This is a genomic window from Streptomyces sp. A3M-1-3 (assembly GCF_024213665.1).
GTDB lineage: Bacteria > Actinomycetota > Actinomycetes > Streptomycetales > Streptomycetaceae > Streptomyces.
The window spans coordinates 22,825-42,382 of the sequence record NZ_JANAVP010000017.1 but is presented as its reverse complement, the minus strand read 5'-3'; the positions used below and the strand labels follow the sequence as shown (position 1 = coordinate 42,382).

Annotated in this window: 14 protein-coding genes, 1 tRNA gene, 2 pseudogenes and 1 riboswitch; of the genes and pseudogenes, 4 read left to right on the top strand and 13 right to left on the bottom strand. The window is 69.3% G+C overall.

The annotated features are described in order from the left end of the window. Positions 1–40: 40 nt before the first annotated feature. Complete coding sequence (locus tag NLX86_RS20325; protein WP_254373161.1) at positions 41–1,039, bottom strand: RNA polymerase sigma factor RpoD/SigA; 999 nt, start codon at positions 1,037–1,039, stop codon at positions 41–43. Positions 1,040–1,227: 188 nt separating this feature from the next. Here NLX86_RS20325 and NLX86_RS20320 point away from each other — a divergent pair. Next, a pseudogene (locus NLX86_RS20320) lies at positions 1,228–1,577 on the top strand (N-acetyltransferase family protein). 16 nt (positions 1,578–1,593) lie between these two features. On the opposite strand, the gene NLX86_RS20315 reads toward NLX86_RS20320, so the two are convergent. The 7 genes from NLX86_RS20315 to NLX86_RS20285 form a co-directional block, all read right to left on the bottom strand. Next, positions 1,594–2,382: a dioxygenase gene (locus NLX86_RS20315; RefSeq protein ID WP_254373160.1), complete on the bottom strand. Its 789-nt coding sequence runs from the start codon at positions 2,380–2,382 to the stop codon at positions 1,594–1,596. Positions 2,383–2,760: 378 nt separating this feature from the next. Beyond that, positions 2,761–3,489 (bottom strand): hypothetical protein, encoded by a 729-nt coding sequence (locus NLX86_RS20310; RefSeq protein ID WP_254373159.1) that lies wholly within the window; start codon positions 3,487–3,489, stop codon positions 2,761–2,763. After that, positions 3,483–4,604: an ABC transporter ATP-binding protein gene (locus NLX86_RS20305; protein ID WP_254373158.1), complete on the bottom strand. Its 1,122-nt coding sequence runs from the start codon at positions 4,602–4,604 to the stop codon at positions 3,483–3,485. The genes NLX86_RS20310 and NLX86_RS20305 overlap by 7 nt, the downstream gene beginning before the upstream one ends. 16 nt (positions 4,605–4,620) lie before the next feature. Continuing rightward, on the bottom strand, positions 4,621–5,715 hold the full coding sequence (locus tag NLX86_RS20300; RefSeq protein WP_254373157.1) for an iron ABC transporter permease: 1,095 nt from the start codon (positions 5,713–5,715) through the stop codon (positions 4,621–4,623). Beyond that, positions 5,712–6,965 (bottom strand): ABC transporter substrate-binding protein, encoded by a 1,254-nt coding sequence (locus NLX86_RS20295; RefSeq protein WP_254373156.1) that lies wholly within the window; start codon positions 6,963–6,965, stop codon positions 5,712–5,714. The genes NLX86_RS20300 and NLX86_RS20295 overlap by 4 nt, the downstream gene beginning before the upstream one ends. A gap of 232 nt (positions 6,966–7,197) precedes the next feature. Beyond that, positions 7,198–7,378, bottom strand: a riboswitch (cobalamin riboswitch). Positions 7,379–7,541: 163 nt separating this feature from the next. After that, the gene (locus tag NLX86_RS20290; protein WP_254373155.1) at positions 7,542–9,068 is read right to left on the bottom strand and encodes an MFS transporter; all 1,527 of its coding nucleotides are present in this window, start codon (positions 9,066–9,068) and stop codon (positions 7,542–7,544) included. A gap of 194 nt (positions 9,069–9,262) precedes the next feature. Then, positions 9,263–9,922 (bottom strand): TetR/AcrR family transcriptional regulator, encoded by a 660-nt coding sequence (locus tag NLX86_RS20285; RefSeq protein ID WP_254373154.1) that lies wholly within the window; start codon positions 9,920–9,922, stop codon positions 9,263–9,265. Positions 9,923–10,196: 274 nt separating this feature from the next. Here NLX86_RS20285 and NLX86_RS20280 point away from each other — a divergent pair, with 274 nt between their 5' ends. Further along, positions 10,197–11,474, top strand: coding sequence for a M6 family metalloprotease domain-containing protein (locus NLX86_RS20280; RefSeq protein ID WP_254373153.1), 1,278 nt, complete (start codon positions 10,197–10,199; stop codon positions 11,472–11,474). Here NLX86_RS20280 and NLX86_RS20275 read toward each other — a convergent pair. Further along, on the bottom strand, positions 11,461–13,149 hold the full coding sequence (locus NLX86_RS20275) for a class I adenylate-forming enzyme family protein (RefSeq protein WP_254373152.1): 1,689 nt from the start codon (positions 13,147–13,149) through the stop codon (positions 11,461–11,463). The genes NLX86_RS20280 and NLX86_RS20275 overlap by 14 nt on opposite strands. Before the next feature lie 136 nt (positions 13,150–13,285). On the opposite strand from NLX86_RS20275, the gene NLX86_RS20270 reads away from it, so the two are divergent. Beyond that, a tRNA-Arg gene (locus NLX86_RS20270) sits at positions 13,286–13,361 on the top strand. 120 nt (positions 13,362–13,481) lie between these two features. Here NLX86_RS20270 and NLX86_RS20265 read toward each other — a convergent pair. Beyond that, positions 13,482–13,817, bottom strand: coding sequence for a hypothetical protein (locus tag NLX86_RS20265; protein ID WP_254373151.1), 336 nt, complete (start codon positions 13,815–13,817; stop codon positions 13,482–13,484). Positions 13,818–14,377: 560 nt separating this feature from the next. Between NLX86_RS20265 and NLX86_RS20260 the strand changes: the two genes are divergently transcribed. Next, positions 14,378–16,021: an alpha/beta hydrolase gene (locus tag NLX86_RS20260; protein ID WP_254373150.1), complete on the top strand. Its 1,644-nt coding sequence runs from the start codon at positions 14,378–14,380 to the stop codon at positions 16,019–16,021. A gap of 50 nt (positions 16,022–16,071) precedes the next feature. Here the strand turns inward: NLX86_RS20260 and NLX86_RS20255 are convergent. From NLX86_RS20255 to NLX86_RS20245, 3 genes and pseudogenes are all read right to left on the bottom strand, one after another. Next, a pseudogene (locus NLX86_RS20255) lies at positions 16,072–16,363 on the bottom strand (IS1380 family transposase); the annotation flags it as partial. Positions 16,364–16,538: 175 nt separating this feature from the next. Further along, the gene (locus tag NLX86_RS20250) at positions 16,539–17,222 is read right to left on the bottom strand and encodes a hypothetical protein (RefSeq protein ID WP_254373149.1); all 684 of its coding nucleotides are present in this window, start codon (positions 17,220–17,222) and stop codon (positions 16,539–16,541) included. Positions 17,223–17,236: 14 nt separating this feature from the next. Further along, a complete protein-coding gene (locus NLX86_RS20245) occupies positions 17,237–19,285 on the bottom strand; it encodes a pre-toxin TG domain-containing protein (RefSeq protein WP_254373148.1) in 2,049 nt (682 codons plus the stop codon). Positions 19,286–19,558 lie beyond the last annotated feature (273 nt).

Sequence of the window (19,558 nt, the reverse complement as noted above, 5' to 3'; positions counted from 1 at the left end):
CTTGGGGGATGGGGACGGGGCGGGGCTTCGAGCGGCGGGGTCAGGCCGCCGCGTCGAAACCGGTGTCCCGGGCCATCCGCTTCAGTTCCAGCAGGGCGTGCTTCTCGATCTGCCGGATCCGCTCGCGCGTCAGGCCGTGCTGCTTGCCGACCTCGGTAAGCGTACGCTCGCGGCCGTCGTCGATGCCGTACCTCATCTTGATGATCGACGCCGTACGGGTGTCGAGCTTGCCGATCAGATCCTCCAGCTCCTCGCTGCGCAGCAGCGTGAGCACCGACTGCTCGGGCGAGATCGCCGACGTGTCCTCGAGCAGGTCGCCGAACTGCGTCTCGCCCTCGTCGTCCACGGACATGTTCAGGCTGACCGGGTCACGGGCCCAGTCCAGGACGTCCCCGACGCGCTCGGGCGTCGAGCCCAGCTCCGCGGCGATCTCCGCGTGCTCCGGGTCGCGCCCGTTCTCACGGTTGAATTCGCGCTGCACGCGGCGGATCCGGCCGAGCTCCTCCACCAGGTGGACGGGGAGCCGGATCGTGCGGGACTGGTCCGCTATGGAGCGGGTGATCGCCTGACGGATCCACCAGGTCGCGTACGTGGAGAACTTGAAGCCCTTCGCGTAGTCGAACTTCTCGACCGCGCGGACCAAGCCGGCGTTCCCCTCCTGGATCAGGTCCAGCAGGGGCAGCCCGCTGCGCGGATAGCGGCGGGCGACAGCCACGACCAGCCGAAGGTTGGAGCGGATGAAGACGTCCTTGGCGCGCTCGCCCTCGGCGACCAGCGCCTCGAGCTCCTCGCGCGTCGCACCGCCGGCGTCGCTTTCTATCTCTTTTTCGAGGATCTGCTGGGCGTACACCCCCGCCTCGATGATCTGGGACAGCTCGACTTCCTTGGCGGCGTTGAGCAGCGGTGTACGCGCGATCTCGTCGAGGTACATGCCGACCAGGTCGCGGTCGGCGATCTCCCCGCCTCCGGCGCGAACACTGCTTGCCCTGATCGTCCCGCCGGAAGCGGACTGACTACGGGCGACGGCACGGGTTGCCATGCGTGCTCCCTTGCGATGAGTCGAAATGAGTCTGTCGCGGGTGGTCTCTGGCTTCAGTGGCTGTCGGAACACTCTCCCGAGTGCCCGCATCCGAAGGAAACAACGACTGGAATCCGGACAGAATTCCCATGCCGTGCCCTTGTTTTCGTGATCATGCAGTACCCTGTCCAGCCGCCGAGGGGGGACGCATGCCGCCAGAACGTACAGAAGTGCAGGTCAGGCCAGGCGCGGAGGCCGACCTCGGGGCCCTCACGGACATCTACAACCACTACGTCCGTGAGACGTCGGTCACCTTTGACACGGCCGTTTTCACCCCGGAGCAGCGCCGCCCGTGGCTGAGCTCCCACCCTGAAGACGGCCCCCACCAGTTTCTGGTTGCTCGTGAAGTCCCGTCTGCCCGGATTCTCGGGTACGCAACCAGCAGCGCCTTCCGCCCCAAGGCGGCGTGGAGATCGGCCAACCGAGCGAGGCGGGCTGGAAGTTCGGCAGGTACTGGGACGTGCGCTGGTACGAGAAGGAGCTCGCCGATCCGGCGTAGGGCTCCGGCGTAGGGCTCAGCCGTACTGGACCGAGCGCTTCGACAGGCCCATCCAGAAGCCGTCGACCGCGTCCCGGCGGCGGTCAAGGTCACCCGCTGCCTCCGCGGCGCCCAGCGTCACGAACAGCGGCGCGAAGTGTTCCGTCCTCGGGTGGGCGAGCTTCCCGGCCGGGGATTGGTGTTCGAAGTCGAGCAGGGCGTCCACGTCCTGTGCGTGAAGGGCCCGCCGCCCCCAGTCGTCGAACTCCGCCGACCAGCCCGGCACGCCGCCGCCCGGGTGGCGCAGCGCGGCCAGGTTGTGGGTGAAGAAGCCGCTGCCGACGATCAGTACGCCCTCGTCCCGCAGGGGCGCGAGCCTGCGCCCGATGCCCATCAGCTTCCGCGGGTCGAGGGTGGGCATCGAAACCTGCAGTACGGGGATGTCGGCGGCCGGGAACATCTCCACCAGCGGCACATAGGCGCCGTGGTCGAGCCCCCGGTCCGGGACGTCCTGCACGGGCGTCCCGGCGCGGCGCAGCAACCTCCGTACATTCTCGGCCAGTTCGGGGGCGCCCGGGGCGTCGTACCGGACCTGGTAGTAGTGCTCGGGGAAGCCCCAGAAGTCGTACACCAACGGCGCCGGCCCGGTCGCACCGAGGGCGAGCGGGGCCTCTTCCCAGTGCGCGGAGACCATCAGGATCGCCTTCGGGCGCGGCAGAGTCGCCGACCAGGCGGCGAGCTGGCCGGGCCAGACGGCGTCGTCGGCGAGCGGCGGGGCGCCATGGCCGAGGTAGAGGGCGGGCATGCGCTCGGGTACAGCACTCATGCCAACAGACTAACCCCGCTTCATTTAACTTTCAACAACTCGATCGTGTGATGGTCGGCTTCCGGGCTTGCGGCGTCCTGGGCCGTCCGGGTTAACGTGATCGTGTGATCTGGGACGCCGGGTACGGCGCCGGCGTGCGGGGCCCCTGCTCCACCGGAGTGATGGTTCAGGGCCTCCCCGTCGCCTCTGGCCGTACCCATTTGGCCGGATCGCGCAGGGAACCGACCTCCCGGGCCCGGACCACGCACAGAATGCGTGTCGCCGCCCCGGGGGTTGAGTACGCCGGGGACCAGTGCGCCCAAGACCGTTCGGGGCGTGCGGGCTGAGCAGACTCACTCCTGCTCAGTCCAGAGGAACGGTTGGGCAGCAGGACGGTCATCATCTGTTCGTCGCGGCCGTTGAACAGGCGCAGTCCCCAGCTGACGGGGGCACCGTAGGAGCCGATGCTGCGGTAGAGCTCGGCGCGGGAGCACCGGCGGATGCGGTTGAGTGCGGGGCCGGTGGCGGTGTGTTCGCCGAAGCAGAGGTGGAAGTGCCAGGCGCCGAAGTCAATGGTGGATGGGGGGCGTGCGGTGCTTGCGGTGCTTGCGGTGCTCGGGTGAGCAGGACTCGCAGGGCGCCGACGAGTGCCGAGGCCGCGTTGCCGCGCAGGATCTGGGGAGACACCCCGCAGGCCCGGTGGACCGCGTCGGCCAACGGGCGCAGGTTCTGTATGGCGACGGTGTCGTGCAGGGCGGCGGCCGGGGCCTGGGGCAGCTCGCGCGGAGTGGGGAGCCACAGCTCGACCGGACGGGTAGGGGCCGGCCGCCACCACAGCCGGTCCGGGTTCAGGTCGGGTACCCGCCCGGTCAGCGCGGTGGAGGCGAGCGCGATGGACCAGAGCCGTGAGGCCGTGCCGAGGTGGAGAGTTGAGGCAGCCACGCGCGGCTGGTCGGTCCTGAGCCGGCGCGCGACGGCCCGTACGTACTCCCGCAGCACGTCGGCATCGGCGTACAGCTCGGTCAGTGGCCGGAACCCGGCAGAGTCCGGACGCTCGCCGCAGGTCACGGCGAAGTACGGGCCGATGTCCGCGACCTGTTCCAGCATGGCGGCCGCGTCGTTCACCATGTGCGTACGGCCCGGGTCAGTTCGTGGAAGGACTCGGTACGTACGACCGTTCCATCTCGGCGCAGGGTCAGCTTGCCGTCCGCGTCGGCGCTCACCTCCGCGGCACCGTCCGCTGGGCCGTCCACTGGGCCGTGCTGAGCGGCGATGCCCTCACGCGCAAGAGCGCGTTCCAACAGAGGCCGAAGGCTGGGCGGGGCGTTCACCGTCACCGTGGCGCGGGAGGCCCGGCGTAGTCCGAAGCTGCCCGAGAGCGGGTCGAAGGCGAGGTGGTCGGCGTCGAAGGCCGCGCCGATGGCTCCCGTACGCATCAGGTCCTCGGGGGCTCCGGTATGTACGCAGGAGGAGCGGTCGACCAGCCAGACGGCATCGGCGACCCGCAGGGCGAGTTCGAGGTCATGGGTACTGACCACGACGGTGAGGCCCTTGCTGCGGGCGAGGTCGCGCAGGAGCACGGTCAGCGCCACGCGCGAGGGTACGTCGAGGAACGCGGTCGGCTCGTCGAGGAGGATGGCGTCGGGCTCCTGGGCGAGTGCCCGCGCGGTAAGGATCCGCTGGCGTTCGCCGTCGGACAGCTCGGCGGCCGGCCGTTCGGCGAGATGCGCGGCGTCCACCGCCTCCAGCGCCCACTGGATGGCCGTGTGGTCGGCGGGCGCCAGGCGGCCGGTGAAACCGGTGTGGGGATGCCGGCCCAGCGCCACCAGTTCGCGGGCCGACAACAGTCCTGGGTCGACGCGGTCGGTGAGGACGACGGCGAGGCGCCTGGCCAGTGTGGCGGGGGACTCCTCGGTGATGCTCCGGCCGCCGATGCGTATCCGTCCGGCGAGCGGTGGGAGGAGTCCGCACAGGGTGCGCAACAGGGTTGACTTGCCTGCGCCGTTCGGGCCGAGCAGGACGGTCAGTTCACCGGCCCGAGCCTCCAGGTCCAGGCCCGACAGCACCGCGTGTGGTGTGCCGCGCCGCCAGGCGGCCCGCGTCCGGTAGCCCACGGTGAGCTGGTCAGCGGCGAGCCCGCCCATGGCGGGAGGGGTAGTTGCTTCCGCGGGGGTGGCCAGGACTGTCGTGCCCGCCATGTTCGACGCGCCTTTCATGCCCGTCATGCCTGTCATGCCTGTCATGCCTGTCACGCTCCCGTCATGAAGTCACTCCTTGCAGTCCGCGGCGGCTGCGGATCAGGAACGCGATCACGACGGGCGCACCGAACAGCGAAGTAATCGCATTCAGCGGCAGCACCGCGTCCATACCTGGCGGCTGGCTCAGCAGCGCGCACACCAGGGCGAGGAACGCCCCGGCGAGCATCGAGGCCGGGACCAGCCCCCGGTGGTCCGAGGTGCCCAGGGCCACTCGCGTCAGATGAGGTACGGCCAGGCCGAGGAACGCGACCGGCCCGCAGAACGCGGTCGCGGCGCCCGCCAGCAGGGACGTACCGAACAGCGCGAGGTCGCGGCTGCGCCGCACGTTCACGCCCATCGTGCGGGCGTAGTCCTCGCCGAGCAGCAGCGCGTTCAGGCGCTTGGTGGTCAGCAGGGCTACGGTCAGGCCCGCGCCGATCACGGGGAGCATCACCGCGAGGTCCGGCCAGGTGGTGGCGCTGAAACTGCCCAGGCCCCACATCACGAACTGCTGGGCGCGCTCGGGTTGCGCGTACACGAGCATCACGCTCACCACCGCGGTGGCCGCTGAGCCGATCATCACCCCGATGACGAGCAGGCTGACCGCGGAGCGCACCCAGCGCGACAGCAGCAGCACCAGCGCCAGCACGGCCCCGGCGCCCAGGGATGCGGCCAGCACCACACCGACGCGCCCCAGCCCCGCGAGGTCACCGGTGAAGCTCCCCGCCACACCGCCCGTACTGACCACCACCGCCGCGACACCCATGCTCGCGCCCGAACTCACGCCCAGGGAGAACGGGTCGGCCAGCGCGTTGCGGAACAGTGTCTGCATCTGTACGCCGGCCACGGCGAGAGCCGCGCCCACGGCGGTGGCGGTCAGGGCGCGGGGCAGCCGCACTTCCTCGACGATGACGGTCCACCGGGGATCAGCCCCCGCGTCTGCGATCAGGACGCGCACCACTTCGAGGACCGGCACCTGATAGGAGCCGACGGCGATCGTGAGGACGAACAGCGCCGCAGTACCGACGGCCAGAGCGCCGACCACCACAAGGCGACGGCGCTCTGTCCCTGACTGTTCCGGAGCCGTGGCCGGGCGCGCGGCGGTGTGCGTGGTCACGCCTTGGGCACCTTGGTGTAGAAGGTGAAGGTGTGGCCCTTGGCCTGGTCCGGGTGGAGGAGGGCAAACAGGTCGCTGAGTACGAGGTCCGGACGCAGCACTCCGCGTTCGTAGAAGTCGTTGCCGCCGCCGGGCTGCTGGGTCTTGGTGTTCGTCCATACCTCACCGGCGGTCACGGACGTCAGCTTCCCGTAGCGGCGGTCGGCCTTGACGGCGTCGGCGGTCGACTTCCACTGCTCACCGACCAGCCAGACCGGCGCGTCGCCGCCCTTGGCGTAGACGGCCTCGAAGTTCAGCTGGAGGTTGCCGGTGCCCTTCTCGCCCGCCCACGGGTAGGTGCCGCCCGCGTCCTTGAGCAGCTTCCCGACATAGCTGCCACCGGAAGCCATGCTCCAGGTGCCCTGGTACATCGTGCCCGGCAACACCTTGACGGGCTTGCCCGCCGAGACGGTTGTGGCCGCCTTGGCGGCGACCTTCGCGTAGTCGCTCTCCACGGTGTCGAACACTTCGCCGGCGCGCTCCTCCGCCCCGGTGAGCGCGGCCATCGCCTTGACCCACTCCGCCCGTCCGAGCGGGCTCGGCTCCAGCCACTCGGCGTTGGCGACCACCGCGATGCCCGCCTGACGCAGCTTCGGATACTGCGGGTCGTCGGTCCCCTGGGTCATCAGTACGTCGGGCTTGGCCCCGATGACCTTCTCGGCGTTGAGGGTGTTGTCCTTGGCGTACTCGGCGACCTTGCCCGACTTCACGCGATCGCGGACCTCGGCCGAGCTGACGAAGGCGCCGCTCGCCACGCCGGTCAGCACATCAAGGGTGCCGGTCTCCGTCAGCAGCGGCAGGTGCGTGGTCGAGGCGGAGTACAGGCTCTTGACCGGCACGGTGATCTGCTGCGCCGCGGCGAGGTCACCGGTCAGCTTCGGCTTGGGGGCACCGCACTTGACCAGGACGTACGACTCGGGCCTGCCCTTGGGGAAGGGCTCCTTCACCGTCAGTACCTGGTAGCTCTTCTCGTACCGGAGGGAGAAGTTCTTCGCGTGCTCCACCGTGGACTTGACCGGGAAGTAGTCCTTGGCCGGGTCGAAGTCGGAGATGCAGCCCGCTGCCTTGGAGGCGCGGGAATCCGCCGCTGGGGGCGCCTCGCTGGTACCGCACGCGGTGAGCGTGAGCCCCAGCGCGAGCAGCGCCGCAGCGGCGGTCGGGCGACGGACGGGTACGGGTACGGGTACGGGTATGGCTGGTCGTCCGGGCACGAAGGCTCCTGGCATGCGTCGAAGCGCGCCCGCATTACGGGTACGCCGAAGAGGGGGTTCAGGGTTCAGGCAAGGGGGCGCCGAGCGCGGGAAGGCTGTTCAGCGCTCCTACGGCATGGCTGGAGCGACACGTTGTCGCGTCCGTCCTCTATGGGCAGCCAGAAGGGGAAACGTCACGCAAGTACGTGGGCACACGAGTGCCACCGTCCTCTCTCGGGGAAATCCGCCCCGGTACGTCGAGGTGCGACGGCGTGAGTCTCCTGACTCGGGATCGACGCTTCCCCGGCCTTCCCACCCAACGGGCGGTGGCTTTGGCGGAGTCGCTCCCCCTACACAGTGGCGGTACCGTGCCGGAATCTCACCGGCTTCCTCGTTCCGCCGTCGCTTGTCGGACGGAAGCATCCCAGACGGGCACCCGGGCGCGCCAGCCCCCTACTTGTGCCGGGAGGCGTACGTCTTGGAGCAGGAGGCACACAGGAAACCTGTAGACACGGACCTGCCCTGGCTCCGCCGAGCGGGGCCAGGGCAGGTGCTGAGGTGGCGTACGCCTACGTCATGCGCGTACGTGCGCGTACGTCAGTGCGCGACGACCGGGATCCTGATCTCTTCCTCCGCCCCGTCGGCCGGGGCCGTGCCCGCACCCGTGCCCTCGACGCCACCCGGGCGCCCGGTGTTGATCAAGGTGAACGCGATGGCCGCGGCGGCGGCGAGGATGCCGACCGCCCACCAGATGGCGTTCGCGTAGCCGTGCACCATGGCCTGGAGCTGCAGCGCCTGCTGGTCCGCGCTGCCCGCCGCGTGCGTGGTGATGTACGCGGTGGTGGCGGAGGCGGCGATGGTGTTCAGCAGGGCCGTACCGATGGCCCCGCCGACCTGCTGCGAGGTGTTGACCATGGCGGACGCGACACCGGCGTCCTCCGGCCGCACCCCGTGCGTGGACAGCGACATGGCCGGCATGAACGCGGTACCCATGCCCAGGCCCAGCAGCACCTGCGCCGGCAGGATCAGGCCGGCGTACGAGGAACCGACCTCCAGCTGCGTGAGCAGCAGCATGCCGACACCGGCGACCAGGAAGCCCGGGCCCATCAGCAGGCGCGGCGCGACCCGGGTCATCAGCCGGGCACCGATCTGGGTGGAGCCGACGATCATGCCCGCGATCATCGGGAGGAAGGCGAAGCCGGTCTCGATCGGCTTGTACCCCTTCACGATCTGGAGGTAGTAGGTGAGGAAGAGGAACAGCCCGAACATCGCGATGATCGCGAGCCCCAGCGAGAGGTAGACACCGCCGCGGTTGCGGTCGGTCAGGACGCGCAGCGGCAGCAGCGGCGACTTGACCTTCGACTCGGTGAAGACGAACGCGGCGAGCAGCACCGCCGAGGCGAGGAACAGGCCCACGGTGGTCGCGTCCGACCAGCCGTCGGACTCGGCGCGGGTGAATCCGTACACCAGCGAGACCAGGCCCAGGGTGGAGAGGACCACACCGGGGATGTCGAGCGTCGAGCGGTTGCGGGCGCCGGCCGGCTCACGGATCACGAAGTACGCACCGGCGGCGGCGATGATCGCGAACGGGATGTTGACGAAGAACGTCCAGCGCCAGTTGAGGACCTCGGTGAGGAAGCCGCCGAGGATCAGACCCACGGCGCCGCCGCCACCGGCGATCGCACCGTAGATACCGAAGGCCTTGGCCCGCTCCTTGGCATCGGTGAACATCACCGCGAGGAGCGAGAGCGCGGCGGGCGCGAGCAGCGCGCCGAAGGCACCCTGCAGGGCGCGAGCACCGAGCATCATCGCCTCGCCGGAGGCCGCGCCGCCGAGGGCGGAGGCGGCCGCGAAGCCGAGCAGCCCGACAACGAAGGTGCGCTTACGGCCCCACAGGTCGGCGATCCGGCCGCCGAAGAGCAGCAGTCCGCCGAAGGCCAGGGCGTAGGCGGTGATGACCCACTGCTTGTTGCCCTCCGATATGCCGAGGTCGTGCTGCGCGGAGGGGAGCGCGATATTGACGATGGTCGCGTCGAGCACGACCATCAGCTGGGCGAGGGCGATGAAGACCAGCGCTTTCCAGCGGCTGGGATCAGGGAGGGCCGTGTCGGCTGTTTTGGACATGGGAGTAGCCACCTGTCGGTACAGAGAAGTCAAATCCGGACGTAAGCAGGGCGTGGTGCGAGCGCGTTACGTTGAGATCGTTGGCGGGGGTCGTTGCGTGAGGTCGTTGCGTGAGGTCGTTGCGTGAGGTCGTTGCGTGAGGTCGTTGCGTGCGCGTCGGCGCGCGGGTGCTACGGCTTTCGTTCGCGCAGGAGTTACGGCTTTCGTTGCAGGTCCTCGAAGGTCGCGGCAGAGCCCGGCAGTTCGGACCGTGCCGGGGCCTGCAGTCCGTCGAGGAACAGCTGCAGATGCCGGTGGACGAAGCGGTCGATGTCCAGGCACGCGATGCCCGGCAGCGGCCGGCTGAGCTGGGAGAGGGCGACCATCAGGTCTCCGACGGCGACGTCGGCGCGGAGCCTGCCCTCCTCGCGCGCCTGCGCCATGAGGTCCTCGACGGACTTCTCGAGACGGTCGCGGGCGGCGAGCAGCGCCGGGTGGTTCTTGTCGAAGTCGTCGGAGAGCATCGGGCAGAGCGCCCCGATCCGCTCGTCCGCCGCCGCGTGCACGAAACGGCGCAGGGCGGCGAAGGCGTCGGGTTCCTCGGCGAGCGCCGTCTCGGCCTCGCCGGTGATCCGCTCGGTGACGGAGAGGACGACCTGCCGGACGAGTTCGGCGCGGTCGGCGAAGTGGCGGTAGACCGTGGCGTTGCCGACGCCCGCACGCCGGGCGATCTCGTCGAGCGGCGCGTCCGGGCCGGTCTCGACGAACATCTCGCGCGCGGCCGCGACGATCCGCTCCCGGTTGCGCAGGGCGTCGGCCCGCGGCCGGGGGGCGCGCTGTCGTCCCTCGCCGCTATGCGTGACTGCGGTATCCACGGCCGCACTCCTTCTTGTCGATCCCTCGATCGGCGTGCCATCGGTCTCTCGTCCCCCAACCGGGGAAGCTCTCCCCGGTTAGCCTGACACACGTGCAAACGGGGAAACGATCCCCGGTTATTTCGGCATCCAATGTGATGTACGTCACACCACCTTTGGGCGAGAAACGCACGTTCGGCGCACCCGGCGCGCGCATGGGCTACCGCCGTCACAGGGTGATCGCACGGAGTGCAGATCGGGCCCGGCCGTCTGCCGCGGACCCGAAGGCGCTCGCATGCCGCTGCCCCGCCCCCGGATACGCAGACCCCGCCGCACCAGCGCGTCCATAGCCGTCACCGCTCTCGCCCTCGCCGTCACCGCCACAGCCAGCGGCGACATGACCAGCCGCTCCAAGGCGGCTGCCGGGCCGGTGGCCGCCGCCGACGAGTCCGCGCTCGCCCCGTGCCGGATCGCCGGAACCATGGGCATACAGATGTCGGAGGGGCTGCCCACGCCGCCCGGCTACGCGCGTTCAACGGGCGAGATACGGGCGCTGAACCTCATGATCGACTTCGCCGACGCGCCGGGCGAGGGCAAGGCGGAGGACCGGCTGGCGGAGTTCTTCCCGCAGACCACGCAGTGGTTCAGGACCAGCTCGTACGGACGGCTCAGCTACCGCCCGGAGGCCCCGTTCAAGGAATGGCTGCGGATGCCGAAGCCGTTCGGTGCGTACGGGATCGAGCGCGGCTCACCGTACGAGCCGGGCTACCGCGAACTCGTCCAGCACATCATCGCCGCCACCGACGCCGAGGTGGACTTCAGCGCGTACGACGTGGTCAACATCCTGGTCACCCCGAACGCCGGGCCCTCCGCGCTCGACACCGTCCTGTCGGTCACCTTCTCCGGCAACGCGGACGCGCCGCACGCCGACGGTGTCCCGCTCTCCAACACCTCGTTCGTCTACAGCCGCCAGGACGACGGCTCCGGTTCGTACCAGGACACCGGCTACCGGGTCCTGCCGCACGAGAACGGCCATGTCTTCGGCCTACCCGACCTCTACACCCCGGACGGGGGCGGGGCCGTCGGCCACTGGGACATCATGTCCGAGGACTGGGGGGCCAACAACGACCTGCTCGGCTGGCACAAGTGGAAGCTCGGCTGGCTGGACGGGACCCAGATCAGCTGCGCCTCCATACCCGGCGTCAGCGACCACGTCCTGACGCCGCTGGCCACCGAGGGCGGCGCAAAACTCGCCTTCGTGCCGGTCTCCGAGACGGCCGGTTACGCGGTCGAGGTCCGCACCCGCGCCGGCAACGACGATGCGGTCTGCAAGCCCGGGGTGCTGATCTACCGCGTCGACTCCGACATCGACACCGGCCAGGGGCCGATCACCGTCTCCGACAGCGAGGTCGAGAGCGGCGGCTGCACCCGGCAGCCCAACGTGCACGCGGAGCTCTCCGACGCGCCTTACCGGCCCGGCGAGACCTTCACCGACGATGAGAACCAGATCAGCGTCTCGGTCGTCGGCGAGCTCCGGAACGGCAGCTACCAGGTGCGCATCACCCGCCCGTGAGCAGCCGGATCACCTCGCTGCGCAGCTCCCGCTTGACGATCTTCCCGGTCGGGTTGCGGGGCAGTACGTCGTCCCGTACGAGCACATGCGCCGGCACCTTGAACGCGGCCAGGCGCTGCCCCGCGTGCGCACGCAACTCCGCCACCCCGGCGGCGGCCCCGGGCCGCAGCCGCACCACCGCGGCCACCTCCTCACCGAGCACCGGGTGCGGGACGCCGAGCACGGCCGCGTCCACGACGTCCGGGTGGTCGTGGAGTACCGCCTCGACCTCGACGCAGTACACGTTCTCACCGCCGCGGATGACCACGTCCTTGATCCGGTCGACGATGCTCACCCGGCCGCCGTCGCGGACGGCCGCCAGGTCACCGGTGCGGAACCAGCCGTCCCGGAACGCTTCGGCGGTCGCCTTCTCGTCCCGCCAGTAGCCGCGCACCAGCGCCTGCCCGCGCAGCCACAGCTCGCCGATCTCGCCCTCGGGGAGCTCGGCGCCGCCGGGCCCGGCGATCCGTACCTCGGTGGCGGGCGTCGGCAGCCCGACGCTGCCCGGATGCTGCCGGTACGACGCCCCGAAGTTGGCCAGCACCCCGCCGCTGGTCTCGGTCAGCCCGTAGCCGTTGCGGGGCTCGACGCGCTCGCCGAAGCGGGCGGTGATCCGGGCCACGAGGTCGGGCGGGGCGGCGGCGCCGCCGGTGTTGAGCATGGTCAGCGTCTCCAGGCCGTCGCCGGCCCGCTCGGCGGCGTCGAGCAGCTGGAGCGCGGTGGCCGGGACGCCGCCGTAGTGGGTGACGCGGTGCGTGCGGATCGCCTCCAGCGCCTTGCCGGCGTCCCACTTGCGCATCAGCACCAGCGTGCCGCCGGCCGCCATCGCCGCGTACAACCCGGTGAAGGCGGCCACGTGGAAGAACGGAAACGTCATCAGGGTCACCGGCGTCGGCCCCTGACCGGGGATCTGCCCCCTGCCCAGCGCCGAAAGGGCCGCCAGATAGCGGGGGTTCATGGCGGCGCCGGCCTGCGCGAGATGGGTGGCGACGGCGCCCTTGGGCCGTCCCGTGGTCCCCGAGGTGTACATGATCGTGGCGTCGTCCTCGGGCCTGACATCGACGGCGGGCGGGCCAACCAGGGGATCGGGGGCCGGCAGATCCTCGTACCGCTCAATGCTCTCCCCGACCGGCCGGTCATGGTGGAACACCACGGTCCGCGGCGGATCCTCCCGGGCAGCGAGCCAAGGGGCCACCCGGGGCAGCCGCTCCCCGTCGACGAGCAGCACGCGTGGCTCACAGTCGTCGAGGGCGTACGCGAACTCGTCGGCGGTCCACCAGGCGTTCAGCGGTACGGCGACCAGCCCGGCCAGCTGGGCCGCCCAGAAGGCGATCTGCCACTCGGGATGGTTGCGCATCGCGACGACGGCCCGGTCACCGGGCACCAGCCCGTACTCGTCGACGAACCGCCGGGCGAGGGCGGAGGCGGCCGCGAAGAACTCGCCGTAGCTGTACGTCCGCTCCTCCCCCACCAGAAACGTCCGCTCCCCGAAGGCCCAGGTGACCTCCACGAACTCGCGCAGGGTGCGCGGCCCGCCCGCGTACACCGGCGAGCCGTCCTCCGCCCGTACGACGGCGAAGGGCGCGCCGGGAGCGGTGAGCCGGGCAGCGGCGACTGCGAGGTCGGTGTGAGGCAAGGGGATCTCCTAAGCGCGTGCTCAGCTCCCCAGAAGCTAAGCCCGCCCAAGTACACCGTCAAGCTCCCCCCGACCCGCCCCCCCACCCCCACTCCACACCGCACACAGACGGGGTCCGCTACGCTGTCCCCGTCCCGCCTTCGTAGCTCAGGGGATAGAGCACCGCTCTCCTAAAGCGGGTGTCGCAGGTTCGAATCCTGCCGGGGGCACCACAACACCGCAGGTCAGCACACTGAAAGCCTTCCAGGGAGCCTCCCTGGAAGGCTTTCAGGCGCGCAATGGGAACGCCCTGGGGACATTGAACTGCGCATTTTTCATACTTCGGACATTCGTTAACGATCTGACAGCCGGCCCCCGCCTCTGTTCACCTGCGCAGTGAAGATGCCCAACCGCGCCATGGTGAACGAAAAGATCGAGATCATCGACTCGCGGACGATCAGACGACCTATCTGTCCTTCGCCATGGCCCCGGCGCTGGTCAAACTCTCCGACATCCTCATCGAAAGCGGATGCGCCGTCGTCGTCCCGCACCACCAGATGCACAACGCCATCGGCGAAGGCGGCCTGAACGCCGAGCTCGCCGGCAAGCTGACAGGTCTTCGCGTCGATGTCGCCCTGAGGGGAAACGACCCGCGCCAGACCCTCGACCCGCTCATCGCCCAGCGTCACTGAGACCGGTGGGCGGACGAAACCAGTAAACGCGGATGCTGCCGGTCCGATGCCGGATCGGCCGCATCCTGGTGGTCGCCGAACAGGGTGAGGCAGGTGGAACGTCGAATTCACTTTCCGGTCACGGCGCGTTGGGTCTGCACCGCGCGGCACGGGAACAGTGGCGCCCTCCTGACCATGGTCGGGCTGATCTTCAGGCTCTCAACCGCCTTATGAATTGGGGGAGTTACGCCGAAACGAATGCGTCACGCGCGTGGCGTCGCCCATGCTCTACCCATGCCTGGCGCAAGGAGTGAAGACGCGGTCCCGGACGGTGAGGCGCAGCGGGAGCCGCGGCTGGGACGTGCGTTGCGGCCCTGGAAGGCCTTCTTGTTGAAGGCGCCGGACTACCTCCTCTGGGCGGTCGTCGTCAACCTGGTGACCACTTCGGCTCCTATGCCGCTCTGGCTGCGTGGTTCGGCGCCGACACCGGTGCGGTGAGTGCGGCGGCGGGCGTCCCGACGGTGGTCTTCAGAGCGTTGCTGGGGCTTGTGGTGCGCGGGGCGGAGGAGGAGGTCAAGATGCGAAAGCAGGCAGGCGTGTCTCCTGGTTCTTTACGATCCGGCGCCCTTCGGCCCGGCTGCATACGGTTGGGCGTCCTCACCGCCGCGGCACTGCTCGCCATCACCGCAGCGGCCGGGTGCGGGGCAGCAAGCAACAAGGCACCCAAGGCCTCGGCGCCAGCCACCTCGCCCGGGACGGCCGAGGGGAGCAAGGAGGACGGCCCGGCGAAGCCCGCGCCCGGGCTGCCTGCAGCCCTCACCGCCCAGCGGCTCGACTGGGCGACCTGCCCGCCACCCTCCGCGGCCCAGGGCGGCGGCGACGCCCCGGGCCGCAGCTGGCAGTGCGTCACGATGAAAGCACCGCTGGACTACCACAAGCCCGACCGCGAAACCATCGACGTAGCTCTGATCCGCAAGAAGGCCACAGGGCCTCGGCGGAAGCAGATCGGCTCGCTCGTCTTCAACTTCGGCGGCCCCGGCGAGTCCGGCATAGCGTTGCTCCCCGAGTCCGCCGAGAACTACGCCGAGCTCAGCACCCGCTACGACCTGGTCAGCTTTGACCCGCGCGGCGTCGGGAACACGGCCACCGTGACCTGCGGGGACGAATCGGAGCAGGACCCCACCAGGTACGCAGCCGCCTGCCACAGGCACTCCGGCAAGGTCCTTCCCCACGTGGGCACCTCGAACACAGCCCGAGACATGGACCTGATGCGGCGGCTGCTCGGCGAGGACAAACTGCACTACTTCGGCTTCTCCTACGGCACTGAACTCGGCGGCATCTACGCCCACTTGTTCCCCAAGAGTGTCGGCCGAGCCGTCTTCGATGCCGCAATCGACCCGACCGAAAACCAGTTACAGGCCGCACTCAGCCAGGCCAAGAGCTTCCAGCTCGCCTTCGATCACTTCGCCGGATACTGCGCCGACACCTACGACGACTGCCCCACCGGCAATAACCCCAAGCAGGCCATCAAACGAGTCGGCGAACTGCTGGACAGGCTGAAGAGGAAGCCCGCCACCACCCACACCGGCGAGAACCTCGGCCCGGAACTCGCCGTCCGCGGCATCGCCAACGCCCTGTACGACGGCGAGGACGGATGGGACTTCCTCATGGACGCCCTGGCCGGGGTAAGGGACCAAGGCACCGGCAACGACCTGCTGGACTCGGCGTACGACCTCGTCAGCGAGAACGCACCCAGCCGGGCAGAAGCACCACGCCGGGCCACCCCCAGCGCGACGCCAACCGGCAATTCGGTCGCCGCCCATACCGCGATCACCTGCGCCGACTCCGACCAGCGCCTGGACCCCCTCGACATTGACCACAGGCTCCCGGAGTTCAAGAGAGCCTCTCCTCTCTTCGGCGAGCAATCGGCCCAGCCCCTCTACGACTGCATGCACTGGCCGGTCGACGGCGAACGCACCACCCCTGACGTCAGCGCCAACGGTGCTGCCCCGATCCTCGTCATCGGCAACACCGGCGACCCTGCCACGCCGTATCCGGGCTCCAAGCACATGGCCGAAGAGCTGGGTAAAGATGTCGGCGTCCATCTGACGGTCGAAGGCGAGGGCCACACGACGTACGGCTACTACGACTGCGTGACGAGGACCGTCAACGCGTACCTGCTCGACGGCAAGATTCCCCGCAGCGGAACGAGGTGCTCGTAGCTTGCGCGGTGCTCTTGCTTCACCGCCCTCAGCTGCTACTGGTGGTCTGTTGCGTCGATCCTTCGTGACGTGCCCGCGGCGAGGGTGTCGATCAGGCGGGAGACCGTCGGATCAGACGCCACCGGCCCGACGCAGGCCCACATCAGCCAGGCAGTCCCCGCCCAGCGCGAACGCGAGCGCCACATCCAGCCGGATCTTGCCCGGATCGTGCACCGCCCGCGCCTTGCGCCACGGCGCCAACGCCGCTGATATCGCCTGATCCAGGCCGGTCCTGCGGGGACACAGCACCCGCAGCAGGCCCAGCCGTCGGCTGAGTACAGAGCCCTCGACCAAGCCTTCCAAGAGAGCGTCCTCTCAAATGCACTGCAGTGGTCATGGAGTCAGCACTGTCGCAGCCTGGGGTGGGCATCGCCTGAGGGCTTCACAACTCGAGCAGGGATGCGGGCTCTTGTCGGACGGCACCCGTCCCCGGTCTTCTCGGGGAGGGGTGCCGTCCGGGCGCCTGCCGGGCGGGCGCTCAGCTGACGAGGTACTTGACCGCGTCGACCACGTGTGGGCCGTAGCCGAAGGCCGCGGCCAGATGCTCGAGTCGCTCGTACGCCGCCGGGGTCAGTGGTGTGCCGAAACTGTTGACAGCACAGAGCAGGAACCGGAAGGCCAGTTCGGCGCAGACAACTTCTGCGCACCGCATCAGCGCGTGACGGGTGGCCGCTGACCGGGTGTCCTGGTCTCCGCCCTGGTCGAGCAGCCCGACCATGGCGACCACCTCCGCCGTCCGCCGGCGATGCTCGACCGTCGCCGGCGAGGCCCCGTCGGGCACGCACACGGGATACGTCGTGCAGGCGTCCTCCGAAGCGCCGCGTGCTCTCGCGATCGGCACGATCAGCGACAGCAGGCGGTCCACGGACGCGCGCTCCTTGCCGCCGATCTCAGGCTGGCCATCCATCGGTGTGCCCGTGGCCAGCCAGAGAACGCTCAGCTCCTCGCCGGTGAGGTCCGAATCCCGCAGCCGCAGTACGTCCTCGATGAGGAGCAGGACACGGCCGGGTTCGAGACCCGGGTTCCGGCCACCTAGGTAGGCCAGGGCATGATCCAGTGCCGTGTCGGCGTAGAGGATCCAGTCGCCGTGGAAGGACGTGCCGAGCTCGGTCACGCCGAAGTCGAAGGTCATGTCCTCGTGCTGTGCTGCGGGGTCGTGCATGGTTCTGCTCCCCTTTACAGCGGGTAGGCGGTCAGGACGTAGAAGCCGCCGGGCTTGTGGCCCTTTTTCGCGGCGAGGATCACCTTGAAGCTGTTGCTCGTGGTCGGACTGTAGTTGCCGAGGTGGTCCATGCTGTCGCCGAGCGATCCGGTCCCGTACGTGCCCTGGAGCGTGAGCTGCTGCGGCTTGCCCGGCTTGCCCGCGTCCTGCACGAACTTCGTGATGCGGTCCTTGTTCTGGTCGACCAGCTGGTTGACCGCCTTCTGGGCGAGGTCCGCGCTCTTCCAACGGGAGTTGGACGTGGGCCTGCCCATCCGCCGGGTCTTGGCCTTCGCCAGGGCCTCCATCTTCTGCCGGTCGACGTTGACGTGCTCGTCCAGGGTGTGGGCGATGCCCGGGAACATCCGCTCGGCGCGCGCCAGGTCGGTGCAGTTGTGGACCAGGACGTCCTGGGCGCCGACTCGCACGTAGTAGCTGTCGATGCCGCTGACGTCGAGGTCGTAGGTGGCCTGCCGGCCGGCGGACCGTTCGGTCGCGGTGACGGTGGCCTCGGTGCCCTCGGCGGTGTGCAGGCGGTCGCCCGCGCGCAGCTCGCCCGCCGGGACCCACGCCTGCCGGTCCGGCAGCCAGTAGCGGTGCTGCTCGGTCGACGTGAGGTCGGAGACGTCGCCGTCCGCGCCGGCGACCGACAGTCGGACAAACGTCTTGTCGGTGTACTCGGAGGTATACGGCGTCGACATCACCGGGCGCGGCCGGGTCAGCTCGGCGAACTCGCCGCCCGGGTCGGTCGCGAGGACCTCGTCACCCGGCCGGACGTCCTCGATCGGCTTGTGCGTGCCGTCCGCGAGGAGCACGGGGGTGCCGGCCGGGAAGCTGTTGCACTCGAAGACCACATCGGTCTTGCGTGCCTTCGCGATGTCGTCCGGGATGAGCTTGCCGCCCAGCTTCAGCCAGCGCAGCACGGCGAGGGAACCCAGGGCCCGGTCGAAGCCGTCGACGTGCTCGCCGGTCATCATGTCCTTGCCGGTGATCGCCTCTACGATGCCCTTGCCGTCGCCGATGCCCGGCATCAGGCCGAGGATGATGGACATCCGGCGCTGCTGCTCCTCGCTGTCCAGGCCGGAGGAGCCGTCGCTCCAGGTCTTGCCGACGTTCGAGAAGTCGAACTCGAAGGCCGGAACCTCGCGGAGCTTCTCGGCGGCCTTCTTGATGCCGGGGACGACCTTGTTCATGTCGTCGACGGCCTTGTTGGCCTGGCCGATGCCCTCGTTGAGGGTGTCCATGCCCTTGTTGGCCTTGTTGATGGACTGGTTCAGCCCGCCCAGCGACTTGTTGATGTCGTCGACGGCATCGTTCATGTCGCCAAGGGCGCGGTTCATCTGCGCGAACCCGGCGTTCATCTGGTCGAGCGCCTTGCCGATCCCGTCGAGGTTGTCCTTGACGCTCTTGACCGCGGCCTGGAACTTCGGGTCACCGACCAGCTGCGCGAGTCCGAGCGTCAGCCGGATCAGCAGCAGGGTCATCTCGATTATCACGAGGATCGTCTCGATGGTCTCGAGGACGTCCTTGATCAGCTTGTCGATGTCCTTCTGCGCGCCGGCGGCCGTCGCGCGGATCCGGTCCTCGACCTGCTTGCGGTACTCAGGGTCCGCGATCTTGGTCGGGTCCTCCTTGAAGGCCTCCCTCAGCTTCTGGAGGCCGGCGGCTTCCTTCTTCACCGTGCCGAAGTGTTCGACGGTGTCCTTGTGGAGGTAGTGGACGCCGTACGCGAACATGCCGACGCCGGCACCGACCTTGAGGGCCTTCTGCGCGAAGTCGCGATAGCAGGCCGGTTTCTCCAGCAGCGACAGCTTGTCGCAGCCGGAGATCCTGGCGGTGCCCTTGACGATGGCGGCCAGGCGGTCGGTGTCGAGCTTCGCCTCGGCGGCCTCGAGCTGCGCCTCGGCGTGCGTCAGCCTGACGCTCTGTGCGGCCAGCGCGCTGTCCTCGCCCATCCCGAACGTCAGGAAGACGCTGAGAATGGTCAGCAGTGCGGCAGTTTTCAGTTTGAGTTGGCGGTGCATATACGTCCCGTGCCGGAGAGCAAGGCGCGCACGGATGGTCTCTCCGGCGCGGCCGGGCTCTGAATTCCCCCTGGTGGCCGTCCGCTTCAGGCAGCGACCCACCAATTACCGACCAGTAGCTTACGCGCAGCATCGATCCCCGACGATCCGCCCCACCAGGGGCCAGTTGGTTTCATGATGATCTGCGAGTTTCTGTCGGCGGTGGTTCGGCGTCATGATGTCAATGCGGCAGGTAGCGGCTTCTGCCGGCCCGGCAGGGCAAGCGGAAAGCGG

Excerpts from the sequence above, each read along its gene's own strand:
- NLX86_RS20310 (WP_254373159.1), bottom strand. The coding sequence starts at position 3,489 with ATGGTGAACGACGCGGCCGCCATGCTGGAACAGGTCGCGGACATCGGC.
- NLX86_RS20260 (WP_254373150.1), top strand. The coding sequence starts at position 14,378 with ATGCGAAAGCAGGCAGGCGTGTCTCCTGGTTCTTTACGATCCGGCGCC.
- NLX86_RS20325 (WP_254373161.1), bottom strand. The coding sequence starts at position 1,039 with ATGGCAACCCGTGCCGTCGCCCGTAGTCAGTCCGCTTCCGGCGGGACG.
- NLX86_RS20245 (WP_254373148.1), bottom strand. The coding sequence starts at position 19,285 with ATGCACCGCCAACTCAAACTGAAAACTGCCGCACTGCTGACCATTCTC.
- NLX86_RS20290 (WP_254373155.1), bottom strand. The coding sequence starts at position 9,068 with ATGTCCAAAACAGCCGACACGGCCCTCCCTGATCCCAGCCGCTGGAAA.
- NLX86_RS20250 (WP_254373149.1), bottom strand. The coding sequence starts at position 17,222 with ATGCACGACCCCGCAGCACAGCACGAGGACATGACCTTCGACTTCGGC.
- NLX86_RS20305 (WP_254373158.1), bottom strand. The coding sequence starts at position 4,604 with ATGACAGGCATGACAGGCATGACGGGCATGAAAGGCGCGTCGAACATG.
- NLX86_RS20280 (WP_254373153.1), top strand. The coding sequence starts at position 10,197 with ATGCCGCTGCCCCGCCCCCGGATACGCAGACCCCGCCGCACCAGCGCG.
- NLX86_RS20315 (WP_254373160.1), bottom strand. The coding sequence starts at position 2,382 with ATGAGTGCTGTACCCGAGCGCATGCCCGCCCTCTACCTCGGCCATGGC.